The sequence below is a fragment of the Microcella sp. genome, assembly GCF_046296455.1.
Taxonomy (GTDB): Bacteria; Actinomycetota; Actinomycetes; order Actinomycetales; family Microbacteriaceae; genus Microcella.
On the sequence record NZ_JBKBLF010000006.1, the window covers coordinates 86,217 to 108,315 of the forward strand.

General features: G+C 70.0%; 22 protein-coding genes. 11 read left to right on the forward strand and 11 right to left on the reverse strand.

The window, feature by feature from the left end; genetic code table 11:
* Nucleotides 1-3: 3 nt before the first annotated feature.
* The 4 genes from ACK4HH_RS04875 to ACK4HH_RS04890 all read left to right on the forward strand — a co-directional run bounded on the left by ACK4HH_RS04875 (nucleotide 4) and on the right by ACK4HH_RS04890 (nucleotide 3,848).
* Nucleotides 4-501: a DUF2716 domain-containing protein gene (locus ACK4HH_RS04875; RefSeq protein WP_409648852.1), complete on the forward strand. Its 498-nt coding sequence runs from the start codon at nucleotides 4-6 to the stop codon at nucleotides 499-501.
* An 88-nt stretch (nucleotides 502-589) separates the two neighbouring features.
* The gene (locus ACK4HH_RS04880; protein ID WP_409648855.1) at nucleotides 590-1,249 is read left to right on the forward strand and encodes a DUF4304 domain-containing protein; all 660 of its coding nucleotides are present in this window, start codon (nucleotides 590-592) and stop codon (nucleotides 1,247-1,249) included.
* Nucleotides 1,250-1,434: 185 nt separating this feature from the next.
* A complete protein-coding gene (locus ACK4HH_RS04885; RefSeq protein WP_409648858.1) occupies nucleotides 1,435-2,802 on the forward strand; it encodes a hemolysin family protein in 1,368 nt (455 codons plus the stop codon).
* Nucleotides 2,799-3,848 (forward strand): hemolysin family protein, encoded by a 1,050-nt coding sequence (locus ACK4HH_RS04890; RefSeq protein WP_409648862.1) that lies wholly within the window; start codon nucleotides 2,799-2,801, stop codon nucleotides 3,846-3,848. The genes ACK4HH_RS04885 and ACK4HH_RS04890 overlap by 4 nt, the downstream gene beginning before the upstream one ends.
* A gap of 3 nt (nucleotides 3,849-3,851) precedes the next feature.
* On the opposite strand, the gene ACK4HH_RS04895 is transcribed toward ACK4HH_RS04890, so the two are convergent.
* A complete protein-coding gene (locus tag ACK4HH_RS04895) occupies nucleotides 3,852-5,009 on the reverse strand; it encodes an NADH:flavin oxidoreductase/NADH oxidase (RefSeq protein WP_409648865.1) in 1,158 nt (385 codons plus the stop codon).
* A gap of 53 nt (nucleotides 5,010-5,062) precedes the next feature.
* Here ACK4HH_RS04895 and ACK4HH_RS04900 point away from each other — a divergent pair, with 53 nt between their 5' ends.
* Nucleotides 5,063-5,905, forward strand: coding sequence for an NAD(P)H-hydrate dehydratase (locus ACK4HH_RS04900; protein ID WP_409648868.1), 843 nt, complete (start codon nucleotides 5,063-5,065; stop codon nucleotides 5,903-5,905).
* Between the two features lie 17 nt (nucleotides 5,906-5,922).
* On the opposite strand, the gene ACK4HH_RS04905 is transcribed toward ACK4HH_RS04900, so the two are convergent.
* The 3 genes from ACK4HH_RS04905 to ACK4HH_RS04915 are packed head-to-tail and all read right to left on the reverse strand — an operon-like array spanning nucleotide 5,923 to nucleotide 8,398.
* Nucleotides 5,923-6,663, reverse strand: a complete 741-nt coding sequence (locus tag ACK4HH_RS04905; protein WP_409648871.1) for an amino acid ABC transporter ATP-binding protein — start codon at nucleotides 6,661-6,663, stop codon at nucleotides 5,923-5,925.
* Entirely contained in the window at nucleotides 6,660-7,532 is an 873-nt protein-coding gene (locus tag ACK4HH_RS04910; RefSeq protein ID WP_409648874.1) for an amino acid ABC transporter permease, read from the reverse strand. Before ACK4HH_RS04910 ends, ACK4HH_RS04905 begins: the two co-directional genes overlap by 4 nt.
* Nucleotides 7,532-8,398, reverse strand: coding sequence for a transporter substrate-binding domain-containing protein (locus ACK4HH_RS04915; protein ID WP_409648877.1), 867 nt, complete (start codon nucleotides 8,396-8,398; stop codon nucleotides 7,532-7,534). The genes ACK4HH_RS04910 and ACK4HH_RS04915 overlap by 1 nt, the downstream gene beginning before the upstream one ends.
* A gap of 151 nt (nucleotides 8,399-8,549) precedes the next feature.
* Between ACK4HH_RS04915 and ACK4HH_RS04920 the strand changes: the two genes are divergently transcribed.
* From ACK4HH_RS04920 to ACK4HH_RS04945, 6 genes are all read left to right on the forward strand, one after another.
* Nucleotides 8,550-9,848: a hypothetical protein gene (locus ACK4HH_RS04920; protein WP_409648880.1), complete on the forward strand. Its 1,299-nt coding sequence runs from the start codon at nucleotides 8,550-8,552 to the stop codon at nucleotides 9,846-9,848.
* The gene (locus ACK4HH_RS04925) at nucleotides 9,845-10,156 is read left to right on the forward strand and encodes an MTH1187 family thiamine-binding protein (protein WP_409648883.1); all 312 of its coding nucleotides are present in this window, start codon (nucleotides 9,845-9,847) and stop codon (nucleotides 10,154-10,156) included. The genes ACK4HH_RS04920 and ACK4HH_RS04925 overlap by 4 nt, the downstream gene beginning before the upstream one ends.
* A gap of 32 nt (nucleotides 10,157-10,188) precedes the next feature.
* Nucleotides 10,189-11,502: a DUF222 domain-containing protein gene (locus ACK4HH_RS04930; RefSeq protein ID WP_409648887.1), complete on the forward strand. Its 1,314-nt coding sequence runs from the start codon at nucleotides 10,189-10,191 to the stop codon at nucleotides 11,500-11,502.
* Nucleotides 11,503-11,575: 73 nt separating this feature from the next.
* Complete coding sequence (locus tag ACK4HH_RS04935; RefSeq protein WP_409648889.1) at nucleotides 11,576-12,187, forward strand: hypothetical protein; 612 nt, start codon at nucleotides 11,576-11,578, stop codon at nucleotides 12,185-12,187.
* A 20-nt stretch (nucleotides 12,188-12,207) separates the two neighbouring features.
* Complete coding sequence (locus ACK4HH_RS04940; RefSeq protein ID WP_409648929.1) at nucleotides 12,208-12,690, forward strand: RNA polymerase sigma factor; 483 nt, start codon at nucleotides 12,208-12,210, stop codon at nucleotides 12,688-12,690.
* Nucleotides 12,691-12,958: 268 nt separating this feature from the next.
* Nucleotides 12,959-14,131 (forward strand): MFS transporter, encoded by a 1,173-nt coding sequence (locus tag ACK4HH_RS04945; RefSeq protein ID WP_409648932.1) that lies wholly within the window; start codon nucleotides 12,959-12,961, stop codon nucleotides 14,129-14,131.
* Between the two features lie 24 nt (nucleotides 14,132-14,155).
* On the opposite strand, the gene ACK4HH_RS04950 is transcribed toward ACK4HH_RS04945, so the two are convergent.
* The 7 genes from ACK4HH_RS04950 to ACK4HH_RS04980 all read right to left on the reverse strand — a co-directional run bounded on the left by ACK4HH_RS04950 (nucleotide 14,156) and on the right by ACK4HH_RS04980 (nucleotide 22,072).
* Nucleotides 14,156-14,827 carry a response regulator gene (locus ACK4HH_RS04950; RefSeq protein ID WP_255159833.1) on the reverse strand — a complete coding sequence of 224 codons (672 nt, stop codon included), beginning with the start codon at nucleotides 14,825-14,827 and terminating at the stop codon, nucleotides 14,156-14,158.
* 50 nt (nucleotides 14,828-14,877) lie between these two features.
* Nucleotides 14,878-16,134: a hypothetical protein gene (locus tag ACK4HH_RS04955; protein WP_409648892.1), complete on the reverse strand. Its 1,257-nt coding sequence runs from the start codon at nucleotides 16,132-16,134 to the stop codon at nucleotides 14,878-14,880.
* The gene (locus tag ACK4HH_RS04960) at nucleotides 16,131-17,294 is read right to left on the reverse strand and encodes a sensor histidine kinase (RefSeq protein ID WP_409648895.1); all 1,164 of its coding nucleotides are present in this window, start codon (nucleotides 17,292-17,294) and stop codon (nucleotides 16,131-16,133) included. Before ACK4HH_RS04960 ends, ACK4HH_RS04955 begins: the two co-directional genes overlap by 4 nt.
* A 35-nt stretch (nucleotides 17,295-17,329) precedes the next feature.
* Nucleotides 17,330-18,238 carry a hypothetical protein gene (locus ACK4HH_RS04965; protein ID WP_409648898.1) on the reverse strand — a complete coding sequence of 303 codons (909 nt, stop codon included), beginning with the start codon at nucleotides 18,236-18,238 and terminating at the stop codon, nucleotides 17,330-17,332.
* A gap of 6 nt (nucleotides 18,239-18,244) precedes the next feature.
* Nucleotides 18,245-19,444, reverse strand: coding sequence for a homoserine O-acetyltransferase (locus ACK4HH_RS04970; RefSeq protein WP_409648901.1), 1,200 nt, complete (start codon nucleotides 19,442-19,444; stop codon nucleotides 18,245-18,247).
* Between the two features lie 86 nt (nucleotides 19,445-19,530).
* Nucleotides 19,531-20,946, reverse strand: a complete 1,416-nt coding sequence (locus ACK4HH_RS04975; RefSeq protein WP_409648935.1) for a bifunctional o-acetylhomoserine/o-acetylserine sulfhydrylase — start codon at nucleotides 20,944-20,946, stop codon at nucleotides 19,531-19,533.
* Between the two features lie 4 nt (nucleotides 20,947-20,950).
* The gene (locus ACK4HH_RS04980) at nucleotides 20,951-22,072 is read right to left on the reverse strand and encodes an acyltransferase family protein (RefSeq protein WP_409648904.1); all 1,122 of its coding nucleotides are present in this window, start codon (nucleotides 22,070-22,072) and stop codon (nucleotides 20,951-20,953) included.
* Nucleotides 22,073-22,099 lie beyond the last annotated feature (27 nt).

Consider the following 22,099-nt stretch of genomic DNA (forward strand, 5'->3'; position numbering starts at 1 on the left):
CGCATGATCGGAGCTTGGACTCGACTTGAAGAGCCTGAATACAGCTCGGTCTGGGGTGCGTTCGACAAACAGTTCGAGTTCACACCGACAGGGGGTCGACCGCTCCAGGCGATACGCGATCCAACCCCCTCGGTGACTTTCGACATTCGAGGAATCTCGGATGCGGTGGCTGCGGAGGTCGAAGCCTCAGCGCGCCGAGCGTTCATTTCCGACTTCGGTTCCGACATCGAGGTGCTAGTCCTCGATTGGCAGCACGAAGCCTTCCGGGTCCGTCCAGGGCAAGAGGCACCGGCAGCAGTCGGAGCGGACGGATATCCGTTGGTGCCATCGGTGCTGCCAGACGGCGACTACTACATCCACACGACTATCGACCTGGAGAACGGAACGTTCGGACACCCTTGGGAACCGTCGCTCTGCGTGTTCGGACCGAAGCTCACCTTCTCCCTCGGCAACGATCTTCGCGCCGTGCTGCCTGTCCTGCGCGAAACAGGTGTGTCTTAAGTCGACAACAGCTTTGCCGGTTTCATGGTGAGCGCACGGCTCGTGATTGGCTAATGCAATGGGAGCCGTCACACCCGAGGCAGCAAGAATGGCCGAGATTGTCGCCGCGAATGCGAAGTCGCTTCGAGACATCGGTTTCAGGAAAAGGCGATACGGATTCAATCGGCCTCTCGACTCGGGCCTCGTGCATGTGGTGCATTTTTGGCAGGCACCTCGGGAACCCCCAGCCTGGACGGAGGTCCCTGGACTCCGCGAGCGTCGTTACGGGACTTTCCGACTGGACTTTGGCGTCTATGTGCCTGAAATGAACCGCAGCCACGTGCCCCGCTCTGAGTGGATTAATCAGTATGACTGCTCCGTCCGCGCCACTATCGGCCAATTAGTCACGGGGGAGTGGAAGGACCTGTGGTGGGATCTCGATGCAGCAGACGCCGAGGAAGTCGCGCGAGGCGCATTGTCTGACTTTGGCCTCCCGTGGCTGGACTCCTTTCCGGATCAGGAGTCCATCGTCAGTGCCTTTAGGACCGGCGGTATCGCGGCGTTGTGGGGATCGCCGGCCACGCCACTCGATATTGCAACGCTCCTAGCAAACCTCGGTAGGGATGGCGAAGCGCGCGTAGTCGTTGAGTCCTACGTCGTGAAGCCAGTGCATATCGGCCACGCCGAGTACCTGAGGGGGTGGCTCAATCGCTCTGGATACTCTGACCTAGTGCCTCTCGTTTCAACTCGCACGCCTGACGTCGATTGAGTGCACTGAACTGACGAGAAGGCTGTCCGTTTCGCTTTGGTCGCGATGGTGTCGTGGTGAGCTCCCAGGCGCGAGCGAGCCTCAGCCCTCTATAGTGGTGGCGTTATGGAGCCTCCTAGTACGGGCGAATCGCCCGCCCCTGACGAACCCAGCCATAGACCCTCGCCGATGATCGGGGGCACGCTGTGAGCGCCGAGTGGATCGGCGTGCTCGCCGGCCTGCTGCTGACCATCGGCACTGGATTCTTCGTCGCGAGCGAGTTCGCGCTCGTCAATCTCGACCGTTCTGAGCTCGAGGCGCGCCAGGCGCGCGGTGAGAAGCAGCTCGGCCCCACGATCGCGGCGCTCAAGATCACGTCGACGCACCTCTCGAGCGCGCAACTGGGCATCACCCTCACGACGCTGCTCACCGGTTTTCTCATGGAGCCCGCGATCTCGAGCATGCTCGCCGACCCGCTGCGTTCGATCGGGCTGCCCGAGGGTGCCGTGCCCGTGGTCGGCTCGATCATCGCGATCGTGCTGGCGACCCTGCTGTCGATGATCGTCGGCGAGCTCGTGCCCAAGAACTTCGCGCTGAGCCTGCCGCGCCAGACGGCCAAGGTCGTCGTGCCCTTCCAGTGGGCGTTCACGACCGTGTTCCGCCCGGCCATCGCCTTCCTCAACGGCTCGGCGAACGCCATTCTGCGCGCGATGGGCGTCGAGCCTAAGGAGGAGCTGAGCGGTGCCCGCACGGCCGAAGAGCTGGCCTCCCTCGTGCGCCGCTCGGCGAGCGAGGGCCGCCTCGACCGCGACACCGCCACGCTGCTCTCGCGCACGCTCGCCTTCTCGCAGCACACCGCGCAAGACGTCATGACCCCCCGTCCGCGTGTAGCCGCGGTCGAGCGCGGCGACAGCGCGCAGTCGGTCATCGAGCTCGCCCGCACGACCGGCCACTCGCGGTTCCCCGTGATCGACGAGTCGATCGACGACATCGTTGGCATCGTGCACGTGAAGCAGGCCGTCGCCGTACCGCGCGACCGCCGCGCCGAGGTGCCCGCCTCGGCCCTGCAGAGCGAAGCGCTGCGCGTGCCCGAGACGATGATGCTCGACACGCTGCTCGCCGAGCTGCGCGGGCGCGGCTACCAGATGGCGATCGTCGTCGACGAGTACGGCGGAACCGCCGGGGTCGCGACGCTCGAAGACCTCGTCGAAGAGCTCGTGGGCGAGGTGAGCGACGAGCACGACCGCGCGCGCGTCGACGTCGTGCGCTCGCGTAACTGGCTGACCTTCCCCGGAATCCTGCGCCCCGACGAGCTGGCCGATCGCGCGGGCGTCACGGTGCCCGACGACGGCCCGTGGGAGACCGTCGGCGGTTTCCTCATGGCGGAGCTCGGCCGCCTTCCCGAGGTGGGCGACACGGTCGAGATCGCCTCGGGCACCTTCCGCATCGAACGATTGGATGGCCGCCGCATCGACCGCGTGCGCTTCACTCCGCTCGCCACGGGCGAGATCACCCTGCCGGCCACGGCTGTCCGCGCCGCTGCGACGAGCACCGAGGCGGGTGAGTCACGATGACCGAATCCGACTGGTGGGGCATCGCCTGGCTGTTCGTGCTGCTCGCCGGCAACGCTTTCTTCGTCGGCTCGGAGTTCGCGGTGATCGCCGCCAAGCGCTCGCAGATCGAGCCGCGGGCCGAGGCCGGCTCGCGCGCCGCGAAGACGGCGCTGTGGGCCATGGAGCACGCCACCCTCATGCTCGCCACGAGCCAGCTCGGCATCACGATCTGCTCGCTGCTGATCCTCAACGTCTCCGAGCCCGCCATCAAGCACCTCTTCGAGATTCCGCTCGGGCTCACGGGCCTCAGCGCGGAATGGATCGCCGGCATCGCCTTCACGATCGCCCTGCTGCTCGTGACCTACCTGCACGTGGTGTTCGGCGAGATGGTGCCGAAGAACCTGTCGTTCTCGCTGCCGACGCGCGCGGTGCTCATTCTCGCGCCGCCGCTCGTGCTCGTCTCGCGCATCTTCTCGCCGGTCATCCGCAGCCTCAATGCGATCGCGAACGGCGTGCTGCGCCTGTTCCGTGTCGAGCCGAAGAACGAGGCCGAGAGCGCCTTCACGCTCGAGCAGGTCGAGACGATCGTGCGCCAGTCGACGCGCGAGGGCGTGCTCGACGACACGACGGGCGCCCTCGCCGCGGCGTTCGAGTTCACGACGAAGGTCGTGAGCGACATCGCCCTGCCGATGGATGCCCTCACGTCGCTGCCCGACGACGCGAGTGCCCTCGACGTCGAACGCGCGGTCGCCCAGCGCGGGTTCAGCCGCTACGTGCTGATCGACGACGCGGGCGAGCCCACCGGCTACCTGCACCTCAAAGACGTCATCGACCTGCCCGACGACGAGCTCGACGACCCCGTGCCGCCGAAGCGGATTCGTCGGCTCGTGTCGATCCTTGCCACGGCCGACCTCGAAGACGCCCTCGCGGTCATGCGCCGCTCAGGTGCGCACGTCGCCCGTTCGGTCGACGCTGACGGTCGCACGACCGGCGTGCTCTTTCTCGAAGACATCATCGAGGAGCTCGTCGGCGAGGTGCAGGACGCGACGCAGCGCGGTGGGCGGTAGGCCTCAGCGGTACGCGCGCAGGTACTGCGGCGGCGTGCCGACCGGGGCGCGGTCGACCTCGACGCCGAGCTCGCGGGCGAAGCGCAGGGCGGCGTGCGGGTCGCGCATGAACTCGCGGCCCATCATGACGGCGTCGGCCTGGCCGGTGGCGACGATCGCCTCGGCCTGCGCGGCCTCGGTGATGAGGCCGACGGCGTTGACGGGCACGTCTCCTTCGCGGCGCACCGTCTCGGCGAACGGCACCTGGTAGCCGGGCCCCACCTCGATGCGGGCGCGCACGAGGCCGCCCGTCGAAATGTCGAACAGGTCGGCGCCGGCATCCTGCGCCCACGCGGCAACGGTCGCGGTGTCGTGCTCGTTCCAGCCGGCGACTCCCGAGTCGGCGAGTCCGTGCGATTCGAGCCAGTCGTCGTCGACCCAGTCGGTCGCCGAGAAGCGCACGAGAATGGGCACGTCGACGACCGCGCGCACGGCGCGCACGATGTCGAGCAGCAGGCGCGCGCGGTTCTCGAGGCTGCCGCCCCACTCGTCGTCGCGCGTGTTCGACAGCGGCGAGAGGAACTGGTGCAGCAGGTAGCCGTGCGCCGCATGGATCTCGACGAGATCGAAGCCCGCGGCGACGCTGCGGCGGGCGGAGTCGGCGAAGGCGACCACGACATCCTGAATGCCGGCAGCATCGAGCGCGCCGGGCTCGGCGTACCCCTCGAAGGCGATGGCCGAGGCCGACACGGTCTGCCAGCCACCCTGCTCGATCGGCACGGTGCCGTGGCCGGAGGCGCCGTTCGCCATGGCGCCCCACTCGGGAAAGACCGAGGCCTTGCGCCCGGCATGGGCGAGCTGGATGCCCGCCGCGGCTCCCTGCGTGTGGATGAAGTCGACCACGCGCGACCAGGCCTCGGCCTGCGCGTCGTTCCAGATGCCCGTGTCGTGCGGGCTGATGCGCCCCTCGGGGTTCACGGCGGTCGCCTCGGCCATGACGAGCCCCGCGCCGCCCGCGGCGAACGAGCCCAAGTGCACGAGGTGCCAGTCGGTGGGCACGCCGTCAGCGGCCGTCACCGAGTACTGGCAGAGCGGCGACACCCACAGCCGGTTGCGCAGGGTGAGCGAGCGGATGGACAGGGGCGAGAAGAGCGCTGAGGTCACACAGTCAGTCAAGCCCATGCCGGCCGCGCGTATTCCGAGCGGCCACGGTTTGGCGGGGATAGGGTGACCGCGTGAGCGAGCCCCGCACCATCACGACCGCCGAGGTGGCGGCGCTGCTGCGCGTGCCTGGCCCGCACGACGACAAGTACTCGCGCGGCGTGCTCGGCATGGTCACGGGCTCGACGCGCTACCCGGGCGCCGCGGTGCTCGGCGTCGAGGCCGCGCTGCGCACGGGCGTGGGCATGGTGCGGTACCTCGGCCCCGCGCGGGCCGCCGACCTCGTGCTGCAGCGGCGCCCCGAGGCGGTCACGGCCGAGGGGCGCGTGCAGGCCTGGGTGCTGGGGTCGGGCATGGATGCGGGGGCGACGGCGGTCGAGGAGGGACCCGACGCCGAGTGTGCCGGGCGGATGAGGGCGGCGCTCGCGAGCGGGCATCCATTGGTCATCGACGCGGGAGCCCTTGACGCCGTCGGCTCGGCGCGCGGCCCCGCCATCATCACGCCGCACGCCCGTGAGCTCGCGCGCCTGTCGGGTGCCGACCTCGATGCCGTGCTCGCCGACCCCGCGGGTGCCGCGCGCGCGGCCGCCGAGCGGTTCGGCGTCACCGTGCTGCTCAAGGGACACGCGACCCACGTGGTGGCTCGCGGCGGGCCGACGCTCGTCGCGCGTTCGGCGACCCCCTGGCTCGCGACCGCCGGGGCGGGGGATGCTCTCGCTGGCATCCTCGGCGCCCTCGTCGCGACGCACGCGGCCGTCGGGCCCGCCGATCCGGCGTTGCTCGCACGGCTCGGCGCCGCGGCCGCCGTCGTGCACGGGCTCGCCGCTCAGCGCGCCTCGGCGGGCGGACCCGTCACGGTGCTCGACGTGTGCGCCGCGGTGCCCGCAACGATCGCGGCGCTGCTGCGCGCGCGCTGACCGGCGCTCGACGCTGGCTAGAGCCGGTCGAGGTAGCGCGAGAGGAACGCGCGCGTGCGCTCGTGCTGCGGGTCGCCGAAGATCTGCGCCGCCGTGCCTTCCTCGGCGATGCGCCCGGCGTCGAGAAAGACGACGCGGTCGGCGATGTCGCGCGCGAAAGCCATCTCGTGGGTGGCCATGACGATCGTCGTGCCCTCGTTCTTGAGCTCGCGCACGAGGTCGAGCACCTCGGTGACGAGCTGCGGGTCGAGGGCCGAGGTGATCTCGTCGAGCAGCAGCAGCTCGGGGCTCGTCGCGACCGCGCGCACGATGGCGACACGCTGCTGCTGGCCGCCCGAGAGGCGGTCGGGGAACTCGTGGGCCTTGTCGGCGAGCCCGACGCGTTCGAGCAGGGCCAGCGCGGTCGCCTCGGCCTCGGCACGGGGCGTCTTGAGCACGCGGCGCGCGGCGAGCGTGACGTTGTCGAGCACGCGGATGTGCGGGAACAGGTTGAACTGCTGAAAGACGACGCCGATGCGCGCGCGCACCGTGTCGACGGGCACGCGCGGGTCGCTGATGTCGTCGTCGCGCAGCCAGATGCGGCCGTCGTCGATCTGCTCGAGCAGGTTGACGCACCGCAGCAGGGTCGACTTGCCCGACCCGCTCGCACCGATGAGGGCGACGACCTCGTGCTCGGCCACCGCGAGATCGACGCCCTGCAGCACGGGGGTGGAGCCGAAGTTCTTGTGCACGTTCTCAAGGCGCAGCACCGCGCTCATACGAGGCTTCCCATCTGCTCGCGCGCGCGCAGGCGGGCCGTGTACCAGTCGGTGAGCCGGATCATCGGCAGGGCGAGCAGCACGAAGAGCAGGCCGGCGAGCACGTAGGGCGTGAAGTTGAAGGCGGCCGCGGTCTCGATCTGCGCGGCGCGCACGGCGTCGACGACGCCGAGCACCGAGATGAGCCCCACGTCTTTCTGCATCGCCACGAAGTCGTTCATGAGCGCGGGCGTCACCTTGCGCACGGCCTGCGGCAGCACGACGATGCGCATGGTGTGGCCGTGGCTGAGGCCGAGCGATCGCGCGGCGAGGCGCTGCGAGGGGTGCACCGCCTCGATGCCCGCGCGGAACACCTCGCTGACATACGCCGAGTAGGTGAGGATGAGCGCGATCGTGCCCCAGAACTGCGCCGAGTTGCGCGGGAACAGCTCGAGCCCCGGAACCCCGAAGCCGATGAGGAACAGCACGATGATGAGCGGCAGACCGCGGAACAGGTCGGTGTAGCCGGTCGCGAGGGCCCGCAGCGGAAACCAGATGGGCCCGCGCAGGGTGCGGATCGTCGCGATGAGCACGCTGAGCACGAGCACGCCGATGCTCGCGAAGAACAGCACTTGAATGTTGACCCACAGGCCCGCGATCACGCGCGGCCAGGCCTGGATCGCCGTCTCGAGGTCGAAGAAGCTGCGCTGCACCTGTGCCCAGCCGGGCGTATTGATAACGGTCAGCCAGATGACGACGGCGAACACGATCGTCGAGACGAGCGACACGAGCACCGACCGCGTGTTCTGCGTGCGGCGGTACTCGCGTCGCCCGATCTCGACGTCGCTGACCGGGCGGCTCAGCCCGGGCGGGTCGTTCGAAAAGGGCACTACTGAAGGATAGGCGCGCCCGCGTCGGCACCCAGCCACTCGTCGGCGATCTCGGCGAGGCGGCCGGAGTCGCGCAGGGCATCCACCGCAGCGGTCACCGCGGCCGTGAGCGGGCTGTCTTTCGCGAGCACGAGGCCCCACTCGTCGCTGATGCCGGCGTCGGCGGGCAGCTGGCCGAGCAGCACGCCGCCGTCGAGGATGACGCCCGTGAGGAAGAACGCGGTCGGCAGGTCGACGACGATCGCGTCGACGGTGCCGTTCTGCAGGGCGAGCACGGCGTCATCGTTGGTGTTGAATGCCTGGGCGCCCGCGGTCGGGGTGATCTGCTCCTCGATCGCGGTGAAGCTCGTGGTGCCGGTCGCGGCGCCGATCAGCAGGCCCGAGAGGTCGGCGAGGCTGCCGGCCTCAGCGGCGGGCGAGCCCTCGACCGTGACGACGGCCTGCGGGGTGGCGTAGTACGGCGACGAGAAGTCGACGTTCTCGGCGCGCTCGTCGGTGATCGTGTACTGCTGCAGGTTGAAGTCGAAGTCCTTCGGGCCGGGCTGGATCGCCGCCTCGAAGCTCGTGCGCACCCAGACCACGTCCTCCGCCGCGAACCCGAGCTCCTCGGCGACCGCGTAGGCGATCGCGGCCTCGAAGCCCTCGCCGCTCTCGGGCGCGTCGTCGATGACGTACGGGAAGTAGGCGGGCTCGCCGGTGGCGATCGTGAGCTTGCCTTCGGTGACGAGGCCCGTGAGCTCGCCCTCGGCGGGCTCCTCGACGGGGGCTTCGGCGGCGGGAGTGCAGGCCGCGAGGGTCAGCGCGGCAGCGGCGAGGCCGGCCGTGAGGGCGGCGACGCGGCGCGCGCGGCGGGGGGAGCGGAACATGGTGCCTCCAGATGTCGAAGCGGGCAGCGTCACGAGGTCGTGCCGCAGAACGTGCAGGGAGTTTCATTATCGGTTGCGCCGTGTTTCGCGCGTGTATCGGCGACGAATTGTTACACGGGCGCTCGCGCCGAGCGGCACTACGCTCGACACCATGCCCGCGCCCGCCGCCCGTCTCGCGACCGCGCGCCGGTTTACTGTGACGGCCGCCGGCAGCGCTGTCTCGCTCTGGATCGCCTTCGCCGCCGTTCACCTCTGGCTCGGGTTTCTCAACCTCTACGGCCCCGGCCTGCCGATGGGCGACGTCACCTACGTCTACCTGTTCTGGGTCGAGCGCGGCGTGCTCGGCAACGAGTGGGTGGGCATCGACACCTCGTGGGTCTACCCGCTGCTTGCGCTCGTGCCCATGCTGGCCTCCTACGCCTTCGGCCCCGACCTCTACGGCACGACCTGGCTTACGATCGTCATGGTGCTCAACGCTGCGGCGCTCGTCTCGATCATCGGTGTCGAAGAGCGGGCGCGGCGCGCCGCGGTCGCCTGGTGGTGGATGCTCTTCCTGGTGCTCGTCGGACCGATCGCGCTCGGCCGCATCGACGCCATCACGGTGCCCGTGGCGCTCGTCGCCGTCATGCTCATCGCCGATCATCCGAAGTGGGGCGGCGCGCTGCTCGCGGTCGGTGCCTGGATCAAGGTCTGGCCCGCGGGTCTGCTGCTCGCTGCGCTCGTGGCCCTGCGTGCCCGCGCAGCGGTGCTCGCCGCGGCCGTGGCGGTCTCGATGCTCGTCGTCGCGGCGGGCATCGCGCTCGGCGGCGCCTCGGCGCTGCTGACGCCCATCACCGAGCAGGCGGGCCGCGGGCTGCAGGTGGAGTCGCCCATCTCGACCGTGTGGCTCTGGGCCGCGGCGGCGGGGGAGTGGGCGTCGCGCGTCTACTACGACCAGGGCATCCTGACCTGGCAGGTCATCGGCGAGGGCAGCGCGCAGGCGGCCGCGGTCATGACGCCGCTCCTCGCCCTCGCGGTGCTCGTGATCACGGCGCTCGGCGTCATCGCCGTGCGGCGCGGGGTCGACGAGGTCGAACTGTTCCCCGTGCTCGCCCTCGCGCTCGTCATGGCCCTCATCACGGTCAACAAGGTCGGCTCGCCGCAGTTCGCCACCTGGATCGCCGTGCCCATCGTGCTCGGGCTCGCCTGGCAGCGCTGGGGCGGCGTGCGGTTCACCGTGCCCGCCGTGCTCGCGCTCGCGACCGCCGCACTCACGCAGGTCGTCTACCCCGTGCTGTACGGCTCGCTGCTCGCGCTCGATCCGCGCATGCTCGTGGCACTCTCGGCGCGAAACCTGCTCTACGTCGCGCTGCTCGTCTGGGCGGTCTGGCAGCTCGCCGTGCTGTGCTGGAGGCCGCGGGTCGTCGAGCCGGTCGCGGTCGGCGCGGCTCAGGAAGGAGCATCCTCATGATCGTCGCGTTCTCGGTGGCCCCCTCGGGCGGGTCGTCGTCGGACTCGGTGCACGACGCCGTCGCGGCGGCGGTGCGCGTCGTGCGCGAGTCGGGCCTGCCCAACCGCACCTCGTCGATGTTCACCGAGATCGAGGGGGAGTGGGACGAGGTCATGGATGTCGTGAAGCGCGCGACCATTGCCGTGGCCGAGTTCGGACCGCGCGTCTCGCTCGTGCTCAAGGCCGACTACCGCCCGGGCCATGTCGGCGAGCTCGACGGCAAAGTGCAGCGGCTCGAGGCCGCGCTCGAGGTGCCCACCAACGGCTGAGAAATGTCGGTAGTCGATGGTGTGATTGCCTCATGAACGCACCCGAGGTCGCACTGGCTGATGCGCAGCGGCCCTCGACGCAGTTCGCAGACTCGCTGGTCGACCTGCTGCAGGCGGCGGCGACGCTCGACCGGGTCATCGCGTCGGCGCAGTCCATTCGGGCCGGGGTCATCGATCGCGCCCGCCAGCTGGCAGAGCTCTCTGCGGTGTCCGAGTCTGCAGAGCTGAACCGTGACGACTCGCCCTCGGCGCGACGTCAGCTCGCGCACCGAGTGCTCGTGTGCGAGGTAGCGTGCGCTCTGCGTCTGCCTGAGCGCACGGCCGAGCGGTTGATCGACGAGAGCGACATGCTCGTGACGCACCTGGGGGCAACTCACCGCGCGCTCGCCGAGGGGTCGATCAGCTACCGCCACGCCCAGGTGATCATCGACGAGGCGCACTCGTTGCCTGACGAGGCGCGTCCCCACTTCGAGCAGACCGTGCTGCCCGCGGCCGAGCGACTCACCGCCGCTCGATTGCGACCGCGCGTGCGTGCCGAGCGCGAGCGGTGCCACCCCGAGAGCATCGAGCAGCGCGTCGAGAAGTGTCGCACTGATCGTCAGGTGCTTCTCGAACCAGCGCATGACGGTATGGCGTGGCTCAGCGCGTTTCTGCCGGCAGAGCGGGCCAGCGCGATCTACGAGCGAGTGACGAGCGTGGCGCTAGGCATCAAGCGCGGCGCGCAGGGCGACGACGAACTGCGCACTCTCACGCAATTGCGCGCGGACGTACTCTGCGATCTGCTCATCGACGGCGTTGTCGATGCGACCGGGTGCGGTACCGGGGTGCGCGCAAGCGTGCACGTGACGGTGCCGGTCGAGCGGCTGCTCGGCGTCGCGAAGTCGGGTGAGACGCCCACACTCTCTGCCTCGGCGTTCGTTCCTCCTGCCGAACTCGAGGGCTACGGCCCGATCGACGACGAGACTGCTCGTGAACTGGCCGCAGGCGCACCCTCGTTCACGCGCTTGCTGCGGCATCCCGAGTCGGGGGCCGTGCTGTCGGTCGGGCGCGATCGGTACTCAGTGCCCGCTGACCTCGCGACGGCCTTGCGCATTCGTGACCGCACGTGCCGCTTCCCGGGTTGCGGTCGCTCAGCCGCCCGAAGCGATCTCGACCATACGGTCGACTGGCGGTTCGGCGGCACGACCTCGATCGACAACCTCGCGCACCTGTGCCCGGCGCACCATCAGCTGAAGCATCGCAGCGAGTGGCAGGTGTCGCAGCACGGTGGCGGAGTCCTTCGATGGCGATCACCGAGCGGCTTGACCTACGTGACTCTTCCTGAGGGCGGCCCCGCCCCGCCGTGAGGGACGATTGCAACGAAAGCTCGTTCTCTGGCCATGTCTCAGGTAGGGGCAACCAACCAGAGAGAGGTCGATCATGCACGACGACGACGTAGCGACGCTGTTGAGGCAGTCTGATCCGGCAGCGTCCATAGTGCGGACTGAACGACTCGGCGCAGTCGAGGTCGAAGCACGTAGCCGTGCCGCAGGCACGCGTATGCGACGACGGCGACTTGCCTGGATGATTCCCTCGATAGCGCTTGCTGGCGGGCTCACTGCAATCACGGCAGGAACCACGCTGGAGAACTTTGCGCTGTCGAGGCCGCCATTCTTTGGGCTTGCGCCTGATGAGCAGCGACCTGCCGTCGGGGCGCGATTCGTTCCCCAGAGCGGTCAGGACATGGGAGAACGGTGTTTGCTCTTTCCGGATTACGTCGGGCTTGAGAGCGATGAGCTACGAGTCATCACGGGAGCCATCGAGTCAGGTGCTTGGGAGGCGCCGCTCGCCGAGGCTTCCGAGCGAGCGCTGAGGGATGCAGGTGTCGCTCCTCTTTCGACTTCGGCGCGCTCCGACACGGCTCACGACGCAGAGATTGCAGAAGTCAATGTCGTCCTTCGTGAACTCAGCAAGACTCTTGTCCCGTCGCTGAACGACGACGACAAGTACCTGACCGCGTTCACCATCACGTGTCGCGAGGGTCTGTGGTGAACGGCAGCCGCGTCGCTGACGTGGACCAACTCGTACGCCGAGAGTCCGCAGATCTTCTCGCTTACTTTGCTCGGCGAGTCGAGCAGCCCGCCGACGCGGCCGACCTGTTGAGCGACACTTTGGTCGTCATCTGGCGGCGTTCACGCGACATCCCTCTCGACCCTCACGAAGCTCGGTTGTGGTCATTCGGTGTCGCACGTAAGGTTCTTTCCGGTCACTGGCGATCACGCAGGCGTCGAGCAGACGTGGTCGCCAAGCTCGGGGAAGAACTGACGAACGTGAACACGTCGTCTGACCCGGGTTCTCTGCTGGACGTTCGGTCAGCGATTGCGCGTCTTTCGGAGCTCGACCGAGAGATCGTCCGACTCGTGTACTGGGAGGGTTTCACTCTGGAGGAGACGAGTCGCCTGTTAACAATGAGTTCAGCGACGGTTCGGAGCCGCCATCATCGCGCAAAGGCGAAGCTGGCCGCAGAACTCTCCGGACAAGCGGCTCTGCCGTGACACCGTTCTTCTCACGCTGAAGCGTCCGCTCCCCCGCCTCGAATCGATTCGATAGAGTGTGGGCGAACCCGCCCGCAAGTACGCGCGGCCCCACCCCCTCTGCCGCCCAGGAGTTGCCGTGAGCGTCTCGACCGCCAGCGTGCCCATCATCGACGAGGCGACCGCGGCCGAGTACGCGCGGGCGCAGCGCGAGCACGACGAGGCGCACCGCCGCGCGCACGGCGGTGCCGACCGGCCGCCGCTCAGCCGGGCGCGGGTCTACGCGGCCCTGCTTGCGCTGGCGCTCGGCGGCTTCGGCATCGGCTCGACCGAGTTCGTCGCCATGGGGCTGCTGCCCGAGATCGCGCGCGATCTGCTGCCCGGCCTCTACGCCGCCAATACCGAAGAAGCGATCGGCCAGTCGGGCTGGGTGATCACGGCCTACGCCCTCGGCGTCGTCGTCGGCGCGCCGACGATCGCGGCGTTCGCGGGCCGCGTGCCGCGCCGCCGCCTGCTGCTGTGGCTCGCCGCGGCCTTCACGCTCGGCACTGTCGTCTCGGCGACCCTGCCGACCTTCGAGCTCGTCATCGCCGCGCGTTTTCTGGCCGGGCTGCCGCACGGCGCCTACTTCGGCATCGCGGCGCTCGTCGCGGCGAGCCTCATGGGCCCGGGCAAACGCGGGCAGGGCGTCGCCCTCGTGCTGAGCGGTCTCACCGTGTCGACCGTCATCGGCGTTCCCCTCATCACGGCCGTCGGCCAGGCTGCGGGCTGGCGCGCCGCCTACCTCGTCGTGGCCGCCCTGTTCGCCGCCACCTTCATCGCCGTGCGCATCCTCGTGCCCTGGCAGCCCGGCGACGCCAACTCGACGGTGCGTCGCGAGCTCGCGGCCTTCGGCAGCCTGCAGGTCTGGGTCGCGGTCGCGGTCGGCGCCATCGGCTTCGGCGGCTTCTTCGCCGTCTACAGCTACATCGCGCCCATGGTCACCGACTCGGCGGGCATGCCGGGCGGCGCCGTGCCCTGGGTGCTCGCGAGCACGGGCATCGGCCTCACGATCGGCAACATCATCGGCGGGCGACTGGCCGACGCGGGCACGTCGCGCGCGATGTTCCAGGGCTTCGCCGGGCTCATCGGCTCGCTCGCCCTGCTCGGTCTGGCGGGGACGACGCCCCTCGGGCTCATCGCCGGAACCTTTCTCGTCGGCTTCACGGCCTCGATCATGTCGCCCGTCATCCAGACGCGGTTGATGGATGTCGCGGGCGACTCGCAGACGCTCGCCGCGGCCCTCAACCACTCGGCCCTCAATGTCGGCAACGCCCTCGGCGCGTTCCTCGGCGGGCTCGTCGTCGCGGCCGGCTGGGGCTACCTGACGCCGGCGTGGGTCGGGCTGCTGCTCGCGCTCGGCGGCGTCGTGCTCGCGATCGTGAGTGTGGCGCTCGAGCGCCGGGCGCGGCTCACCGCCTAACGCCGCGACCGCGGCAGTGCGGGCCTAGAGGCCGCCGCCGCCGCCCGGAGCATCCACGAGGATGCCATCGGAGATGGCCTGCTTGCGCAACGCGACCTTCGTGCCCACGTCGATGCCCGCAATGCGGTACTTCTCGCGGATGCGCTTGAGGTAGCTCTTGGCCGTCTCTTCTGAGATGCCGAGCTGGTAGGCGACGGTCTTGACGGGCTCGCCCGCGCCGTAGAGCGCCATGACGCGACGCTCTTGCGCGCTCAATCGCGGCGAGCCGCCGATGTCGGCGGCGTTGAGCGCCAGGTCGAGCTCGGCCGAGATGAACGATTCGCCCGCCCGCGCGGCGCGGATGGCCTCGACGATCATGCCGGCGTCTTCGCTCTTGACGAGGTAGCCGAGGGCGCCCGCGTTGAGCGCCTCGCGCACGACGTTGGGTTCGCTGTAGGTGCTCATGAGCACGACGCGCACGTTCATCGACTTGAGGGTCTGGATCTTGAGCGAGACGGGGATGTTGTCTTTGAGGTCGAGGTCGAGCAGCACGACGTCGACGGGGAAGGCGGGGTGCGAGAGCAGGTCGGGCCATGAGGCGACGGCGGCGACCATCTCGATGTCGTCGGCCGCCTGGCGGATCCACTCGGTGAGCGCACCGAGCAGCATGCGGTGGTCGTCGACGAGGGCCAGTCGAATGGGCGTGGACTGCGCCATCGCGGTGCCTCCTGAGGTCTCGGGTGGATCGTGTTCGGTGCGGGTCGTGCTCAGTGCGGGCGGGCGGCGTCGACCGGGTTGTCGACCGTGCAGTCGAGCTCGATCACGACCGTGCCGCTCGCCGTGCTGTCACTGTAGCGCCCGACCCGGTCGAGGGCCTCCCACACACCGGGGTCGACACGATTGCGTTTCAGGCCGGTCACCTCGATGCGCACGGGGATCACGAGGCGGCCGCCCGCGGGCGAGCGCTGCGGGTCGAGCGGGCCGAGCTCGACCGTGACGGTGCGGGTCGGCGAGGCTCCCGCGGGGTCGGCGGCGAGCAACCACAGCGCCGCGAGCAGCGAGTCGCGCTGCACGTCGTCGAGCAGGCCGGCGAGGGTCGCGGGGTCGCTCACGGTCACGCGGCGACCGAGGTGCTCGGACTCGGTGATGGCGTGGAACAGCCACGTCTCGCGTCGTCCCTCGATGAGGTGCAGGCGCAGCTCGGTGGCGAGCGTGGATGCCCGCGACGAGTACACCGCCGGCAGGGGCAGCGGCGCTTCGCCCGTCGCGACGGCCTCGAGAAGCTCTTCGGCGTCGAGGTCGAGCCGCGCGAGCTCTTCGCTCGCGAGCATGCCGACGGCGAGGCGCGGCGCGGTGACGGTCGATTGCACGAGCACGCGGTCGAGCTCGCGCTTGAGCATCCGTTCGAAGCCGCTGACCAGCAGCACGCCTGTGATGCCGGGGCCGACCGCGAGCGCCACCGTGACGAGCTGCGAGGGGATCGTGACGGGCGTGAGCGGCGTCGTGAGCACGATCGAGACGATGAAGGCCACGCCGAGCGCACCGGTCGCGAGCAGCACCTCCCATCGGGATCGCAGCGTGACGATCACGAGCAGCACGAAGCCCGCCGAGATGGATGCGGTCGCGTTGCGCCCGATGTCGCCCAGCGGGGCGATCGCCACGAAGTCGAGCCACACGACCGCGGCCAGCGCCGCCAGGAACACGGCGTAGAGCCAGTCGGGCAGGCGCTCGCCGCTCGCCGAGATCGTGATGGTCAGACCGAGGAAGGTGACCATGAGCAGCAGCCACGCCCCGGCGACGGGGATGACCGAGGGGTACTCGTCGATGCGCAGCAGGAACAGGGCGATGCCCAGCATCGACTGCAGGGCCGCGATGATCGCCACGCCCAGGCCGAGAAAGCCCGAGCCGAGGGCCGAGGCGTGCGTCGAGGTGGGGGTGCCGCGCCGCGTCGACGATCGCGCGCCCGCGGGCCGCACGAGCCCGCCGAGCGTCGTCTCGTCGGGCGGTGTGTACCCCCGGCTCATCGCGGCACCTCGAGGATCACGGTCGTTCCGGCCCCGGGCGTCGAGAACACGCGCGCGTTGCCGCCCACGTCGTGCAGGCGCGCGACGACCGACTCGGTGAACCCGAGCCGCTCGGCGGCGACCTCGCTCGGGTCGAAGCCCACGCCGGCATCGGTCACGACCGCCCGCAGCACGTCGTCGCCCTGGGTGATGGTCACGTCGGCCTCATCGACGCCGGCGTGCCGCCGCACGTTCTCGAGGCATTCGGCGAGCGCGAGCAAGAACGCGTCGAGCACCTCGCTGGGCAGCAGCACCTGCCCGCTGCCGTGCCAGCGCACCGAGAGCCCCATGCGCAAGAACCGCTGCTTGACCGACTCGAGGGTGGTGCCGAGCGGGGTCTCGGCGACGGGCTCGAGACTGTAGACCCCCGAGAACTGGGGCATGGGCGTCGACCCGAGCCGCAACTGGCGCAGCAGCCGAGCGTCTTCGCCGGCCTGCTCGCGCAGGGCCGCGGCCGTGACGCCCACGCCCGAGTGCGCGAGCAGGGTGAGCGTGGCGAGCACGGTGTCGTGCAGCAGCCGAGCGCTCTGGCGCCGTTGCGCCTCGGTCTCGCTCGCCTGCCGCTCGAGGTGGTGTGCTCGGCCGATGTTCTCGATGCGGCGCACGGCCCGCTGCACGCCCACGGTCACCCAGAGGCCGATGATGAGCGTGATGACCCAGCCGGCGAGGGTCGCGATCGCCGAGGTCGAGAAGAAGGTGCTCGTGGGGCCAGCCGTCGCGACGAGCAGGCTGCTGACGAGTGTGCCGCCGGCCCAGAGCAGCCATCGCCCGGGGTTCTCGCTCAGCACCATGCCGACCGCGCCGAGCCCAGCGGCGCCGAGCGGCGCGAGCGAGGTCGAGAGCGCGAGCGACGTCGACTGCCCCCACGGCAGCTGCGCGAGCGCGAGGGCGCCGCAGCCGAGCACGATCGTGAGGGCGACCCAGCCGATGTGGTCGCTGCGGCCGACCATGATGAGCGACCCTGCCTGGCCCGCGAGCAGGATGAGCACCGAGGGCAGCACGTCGGGGTCGACGACGCCGGGCAGCGCCAGGCACACGGCCGCGATGATGACCCCGCTGAGCCCGAACGCGCGAGCCGCCGACTGGAGCAGCCGTCGGCGCTCCTTCTCGATCAGCTCCATGGGCCTCAGTCTGGCACCCGAACGGGGTACAGGCCCTACAGCTCGCACGCGCGTCGGAACGCGTCGTAGAGCCCGGCGCGCGTGGCCGAGTCGGCCGCGATCGTCACGGTTCCGGGCACGCCATCGAGCACGACGTCGATGCGGAACAGCGTGCCCTGCTTGTCGTCGGCGAGCGCGTGAGCGTCGCATCGCGCCGGGGTGAGCAGAATCGGGATGCTGACCGCCGCGGCGCCGTCGCCCGTGCCCGTCGGCAGAGGCGCGCGCGTCACCCGACGGCCGTCGCTCGACTGCACGAGCCCGAACAGCACGGTGTCGCTGAGGCTGACGAGCTCGACCCCGGCCTCGCCGGCGCCGGACCGCGGCGCGATGTCGAGCAGCAGCCCGATGAGCGCCCCGTCGTCGCGCGCCGGGTCGTGGCGCACCGTGAGCTGCACCCGCTCGGCCACGGCGGCGGCGAAGCACTCGGCCGCCACCCACTCGGCCCACTGCCCGATGCGGTCGACGGTCGGCACCGCGACCTCGGCGGTGCTGCCGTCGATGAGCTGCACGACGAGCACCGCCTGAGGCGGATCCGGATCGCCGGCGGGGCACGCTGCGGGGGTGAGGGTGAGGGCGAGGTCGCGGGTCAGTCCCGGGCCGATGACGGTCGTGCGCTCGCGCACGATCGGCTGTTGCAGTGCGGGCGACTCGAGGCGCGTGCCGACGATCGTGAGCGGCACGGGGCCGTCGTTGCGCACCGAGAGCTGCATGCCGCCGCGCGACGGATCGATGCGCGAGCGGTACACCTCGGCGGTGACGGCGACATCGGCGGCCGTGACCGGCCCGGGCAGGGCGATCGAACCGGGGTCGGCGGGGTCTGCGGGCGAGCATCCGCTCAGCACCGCCGATGCGACGACGAGCACGGCGGCCACGCACGGGGCGAGGAGGGCGCGGCGGCGGGGCATGATCGCCTAGTCGGCGAGCAGCGCCGCGATCGGGGGCCCGACGAGGTCGTCTTCGATGAGGAACGCGTCGTGCCCGAAGGGCGAGGAGATGACGATCGCCTCGTCGCCATGCACGGTCGAGGGAAGGTTCGCGGCGAGCACCTGCTGCTGCTCGACGGGGAACAGTCGGTCGCTGTCGATGCCGAGCACGAGCGTGCGCGCGGTGACGACGCTCAGCGCCTCGGCGAGCGTGCCGCGACCGCGGGCAATGTCGTGCGAGTTCATGGCCTCGACGAGCGTGATGTAGCTGCCCGCGTCGAACCGCCGGGTGAACTTGTTGCCGTGAAAGTCGAGGTAGCTCTCGACGGCGAAGCGCCCACCGTGACCGAGCGGGTCGAGCACGCCCTGCCACGAGCGCTCGAAGCGGTCGTTGAGCTCGCTCGGCGATCGGTAGTTGAGCAGCGCCATGCGCCGGGCGAGCGCGAGGCCGCGGTACGGGCCTTCGGGCTCGTCGTAGTAGTCGCCGTCGCGGAACAGCGGATCCATGCGGATCGCCTCGAGCTGCACCGAGTTGAGCGCGATCTGATCGGCACTCGAGACGGCCGGGGCGGCGAGCACGGCGAGCCGTTCGACCCGCTCGGGATGCTGCACCGCCCACTCGAGCGCGTGCATGCCCCCCATCGATCCGCCGACGATCGCGGCGAAGCGCTCGATGCCGAGCGCGTCGGCGAGCATGACCTGCGCCGCGACCTGGTCGCGGATCGTCAGGTACGGGAATCGCGAGCCCCACTCGGCGCCGTCGGGCGAGAACGACGAGGGCCCCGTCGAGCCCTGGCAGCCCCCGAGCATGTTGGCCGCGATCACGAACCAGCGGTCGGTGTCGATCGCGAGCCCGGGGCCGACGATGCCGCCCCACCACCCCGCCGTGGGGTGGCCGGCACCCGGGCGCCCCACGACGTGGCTGTCGCCCGTGAGCGCGTGCATGACGAGCACGGCGTTGTCGCGCGCGGGCGACAGGGTGCCCCAGGTCTCGTAGGCCAGGCGCACGTGCGGCAGCCGCGAGCCCGACTCGAGCTCCAGAGCCCCGAGCGACTGGAACACGCGGTCACCCGGGTCATCGCCCTCGCGCCACGCGCCCGTCGTGGGCGGGGTGCCCAGCATCGAGCGCCGGTTGGCCTCGGTGATGAACGCCGAGGGCACCGTGTCTTCGCTCGTCTGCCAGTCCATGCTGGTGCCCATTCTGTCGCAGACGCGGCCGTGCCCCCGCCGTATGTCGGCGGGGGCACGGCGCGCGATCGACGGGATGCGCGCGATCAGACCGCCGCGTTGGCCGCGACGACCGCGCGCGCGGCCGCGAAGCCCGCCTCGAGGTCGGCGATGATGTCGTCGATGTTCTCGAGCCCTACCGAGAGCCGCACGAGTCCGGGCGTGACGCCGCTCGTCAGCTGCTGCTCGGGCGTGAGCTGCGAGTGGGTCGTCGAGGCCGGGTGGATGATAAGGCTGCGCACGTCGCCGATGTTGGCGACGTGGCTGAAGAGCTCGACCGAGTCGACGAGCGCGCGACCCGCATCCACGCCGCCCTTCAGCTCGAACGAGAGCACCGCGCCCACGCCCTTCGGCGCGTACTTCTGGCCGGCCGCGAACCAAGGGCTCGACGGCAGGCCCGAGTAGCTGACGCTCGCGACGTCGGGGTGCGACTCGAGCCACTGCGCCACGGCCTCGGCGTTCTGCACGTGCCGCTCGATGCGCAGGCTCAGGGTCTCGATGCCCTGGATCAGCTGCCAGGCGTTGTCAGGCGAGATCGCGGCGCCGATGTCGCGCAGCAACTGCACGCGCGCCTTGATGATGTAGGCGATGCCGTCGCCGAGCACCCCGGTGTAGCTCGCCCCGTGGTACGAGGGGTCGGGCTCGGTGAGTCCCGGGAACGTCGAGGTGTTCTTCGACCAGGCGAACTTTCCGCCGTCGACGATGACGCCGCCGAGCACCGTGCCGTGGCCGCCGAGAAACTTCGTGGCCGAGTGCACGACGATGTCGGCGCCGTGCTCGAGCGGGCGCACGAGGAACGGCGTCGCGATCGTGTTGTCGACGATGAGCGGCAGGCCGTGCGCGTGCGCGACCTCGGCGACCGCGGCGATGTCGAGAATGTTGACCTTGGGGTTGCCGATCGTCTCGCCGAACAGCAGCTTCGTGTTCGGGCGGATCGCGGCGGCCCACGCGGCCGGGTCGTCTTGGTTCTCGACGAACGTTACCTCGATGCCGAGCTTCGCGAGCGTGTAGGTGAAGAGGTTGTAGGTGCCGCCGTAGATCGACGACGACGACACGATGTGATCGCCCGCTTGCGCGATGTTCAGCACGGCGTAGGTCGTCGCGGCCTGACCCGACGACAGCAGCAGGGCCGCCGTGCCGCCCTCGAGCGCGGCGATACGCTGCTCGACCACGTCTTGCGTGGGGTTCTGGATGCGCGTGTAGATGTTGCCGAATTCGGCGAGCGCGAAGAGGTTCTTGGCGTGCTGCGCGTCGTTGAACGTGTACGCGGTCGTGCGGTACACCGGGGTGGCGCGCGCGTTCGTGACCGGATCGGGGTGAGCGCCCGCGTGGATCTGCAGGGTCTCGAACTTCCAGCTGGCGGTCATGGGGGTCTCCTCGTGGGTCGGTGGAACGCCTCGAACGGTACGCCCGGCCCGCGGGCACCGGCAACGCCGTGCGACACACGCCGTAACGTGCTGCAGCGGCTCAGCGCTCGCGATCGCGCCGCGAGCCCGTGGGGTCGGTGCGCGAGGGCTGGATGCGCAACGGGCCCGTGCGCGCATCCAGATCGGGGCGGAACAGCCAGCGGGGCCGCGGTTCGACGAGCGGGCGGAAGAGCCGGCGCACCGGCCTGCTCGCGAGCACGATCGTCAGCAGCAGCGAGAAGACCACGAGCGCGATGAGCCACGGCCAGTCCGAGCGCTCGTCACCGCCGATGACGCCGCTCTCGCGAATGGGGTAGAGCACGAAGCTGTGCAGCAGGTACACGTACATCGTCGCCTGGCCGAAGGGCGTGATGGCGATCGGGCGGCGTGGAACGAGCACGAGCACGGCTGCCGAGAGCAGGGTGGCGAGCGCGATGAGCGCGAGCCGAACGAGACCCGCCCACCACTCGTCGTGCCCGAGGTCGCGGTACGAGTCCTCGTAGAAGAACCAGAAGCGCAGGTCGATCGCGCGCCACACGTCGATGAACGCGATGAGCACGGCGAGCCAAAAGCCGAGCACCGCGACGGCGATCGAGCGCACGAGCACCGTCGGCGGGTCGGCGAGCCGCCAGCGGTCGACCACGCCCCACTCGTGCAGCTTCCAGCCGAGCACGAAGAACGGCAGGATGCCGATCGCGCGCGAGAGCGAGAACGTCGAGTCGACGTTGCCGAAGTAGCCGACGCCCACCGAGAAGGCGATCGACCACACGAGCGGCCACCGCACGAGCGCCAAGTAGGGCAGCACGAGCCGGAAGATGCCGAGCGCGAGCAAGAACCACAGTGTCCACGACGGCCGGGTGGGGTTGAGGGTCCAGTTGTCCTCGACGACCGCCTGCACCGCCGTCCAGATGGTCTCGAAAATGACGTAGGGCAGCACGATGTCGGTGATGACGCGGCGCATCTGTCGCTCGTTCGGCGGGCCCGGCTTCGAGAAGTAGCCGCTGATGATCGCGAACAGCGGCATGTGGAACGCGTAAATGAACAGGTAGGTCACGAGCGCGGCGTCGGAGTCGGAGATGAGCCGCTGGATCGCGTGCCCCGTCACGACCAGGGCGATGGCGATGAACCGAGTCGTGTCCCACAACGGCACGCGCGGGCGCGCCGAGGTCGATGAAGCCCCCATCGCTCCACGTTAGCCCGGCCCCTCGGC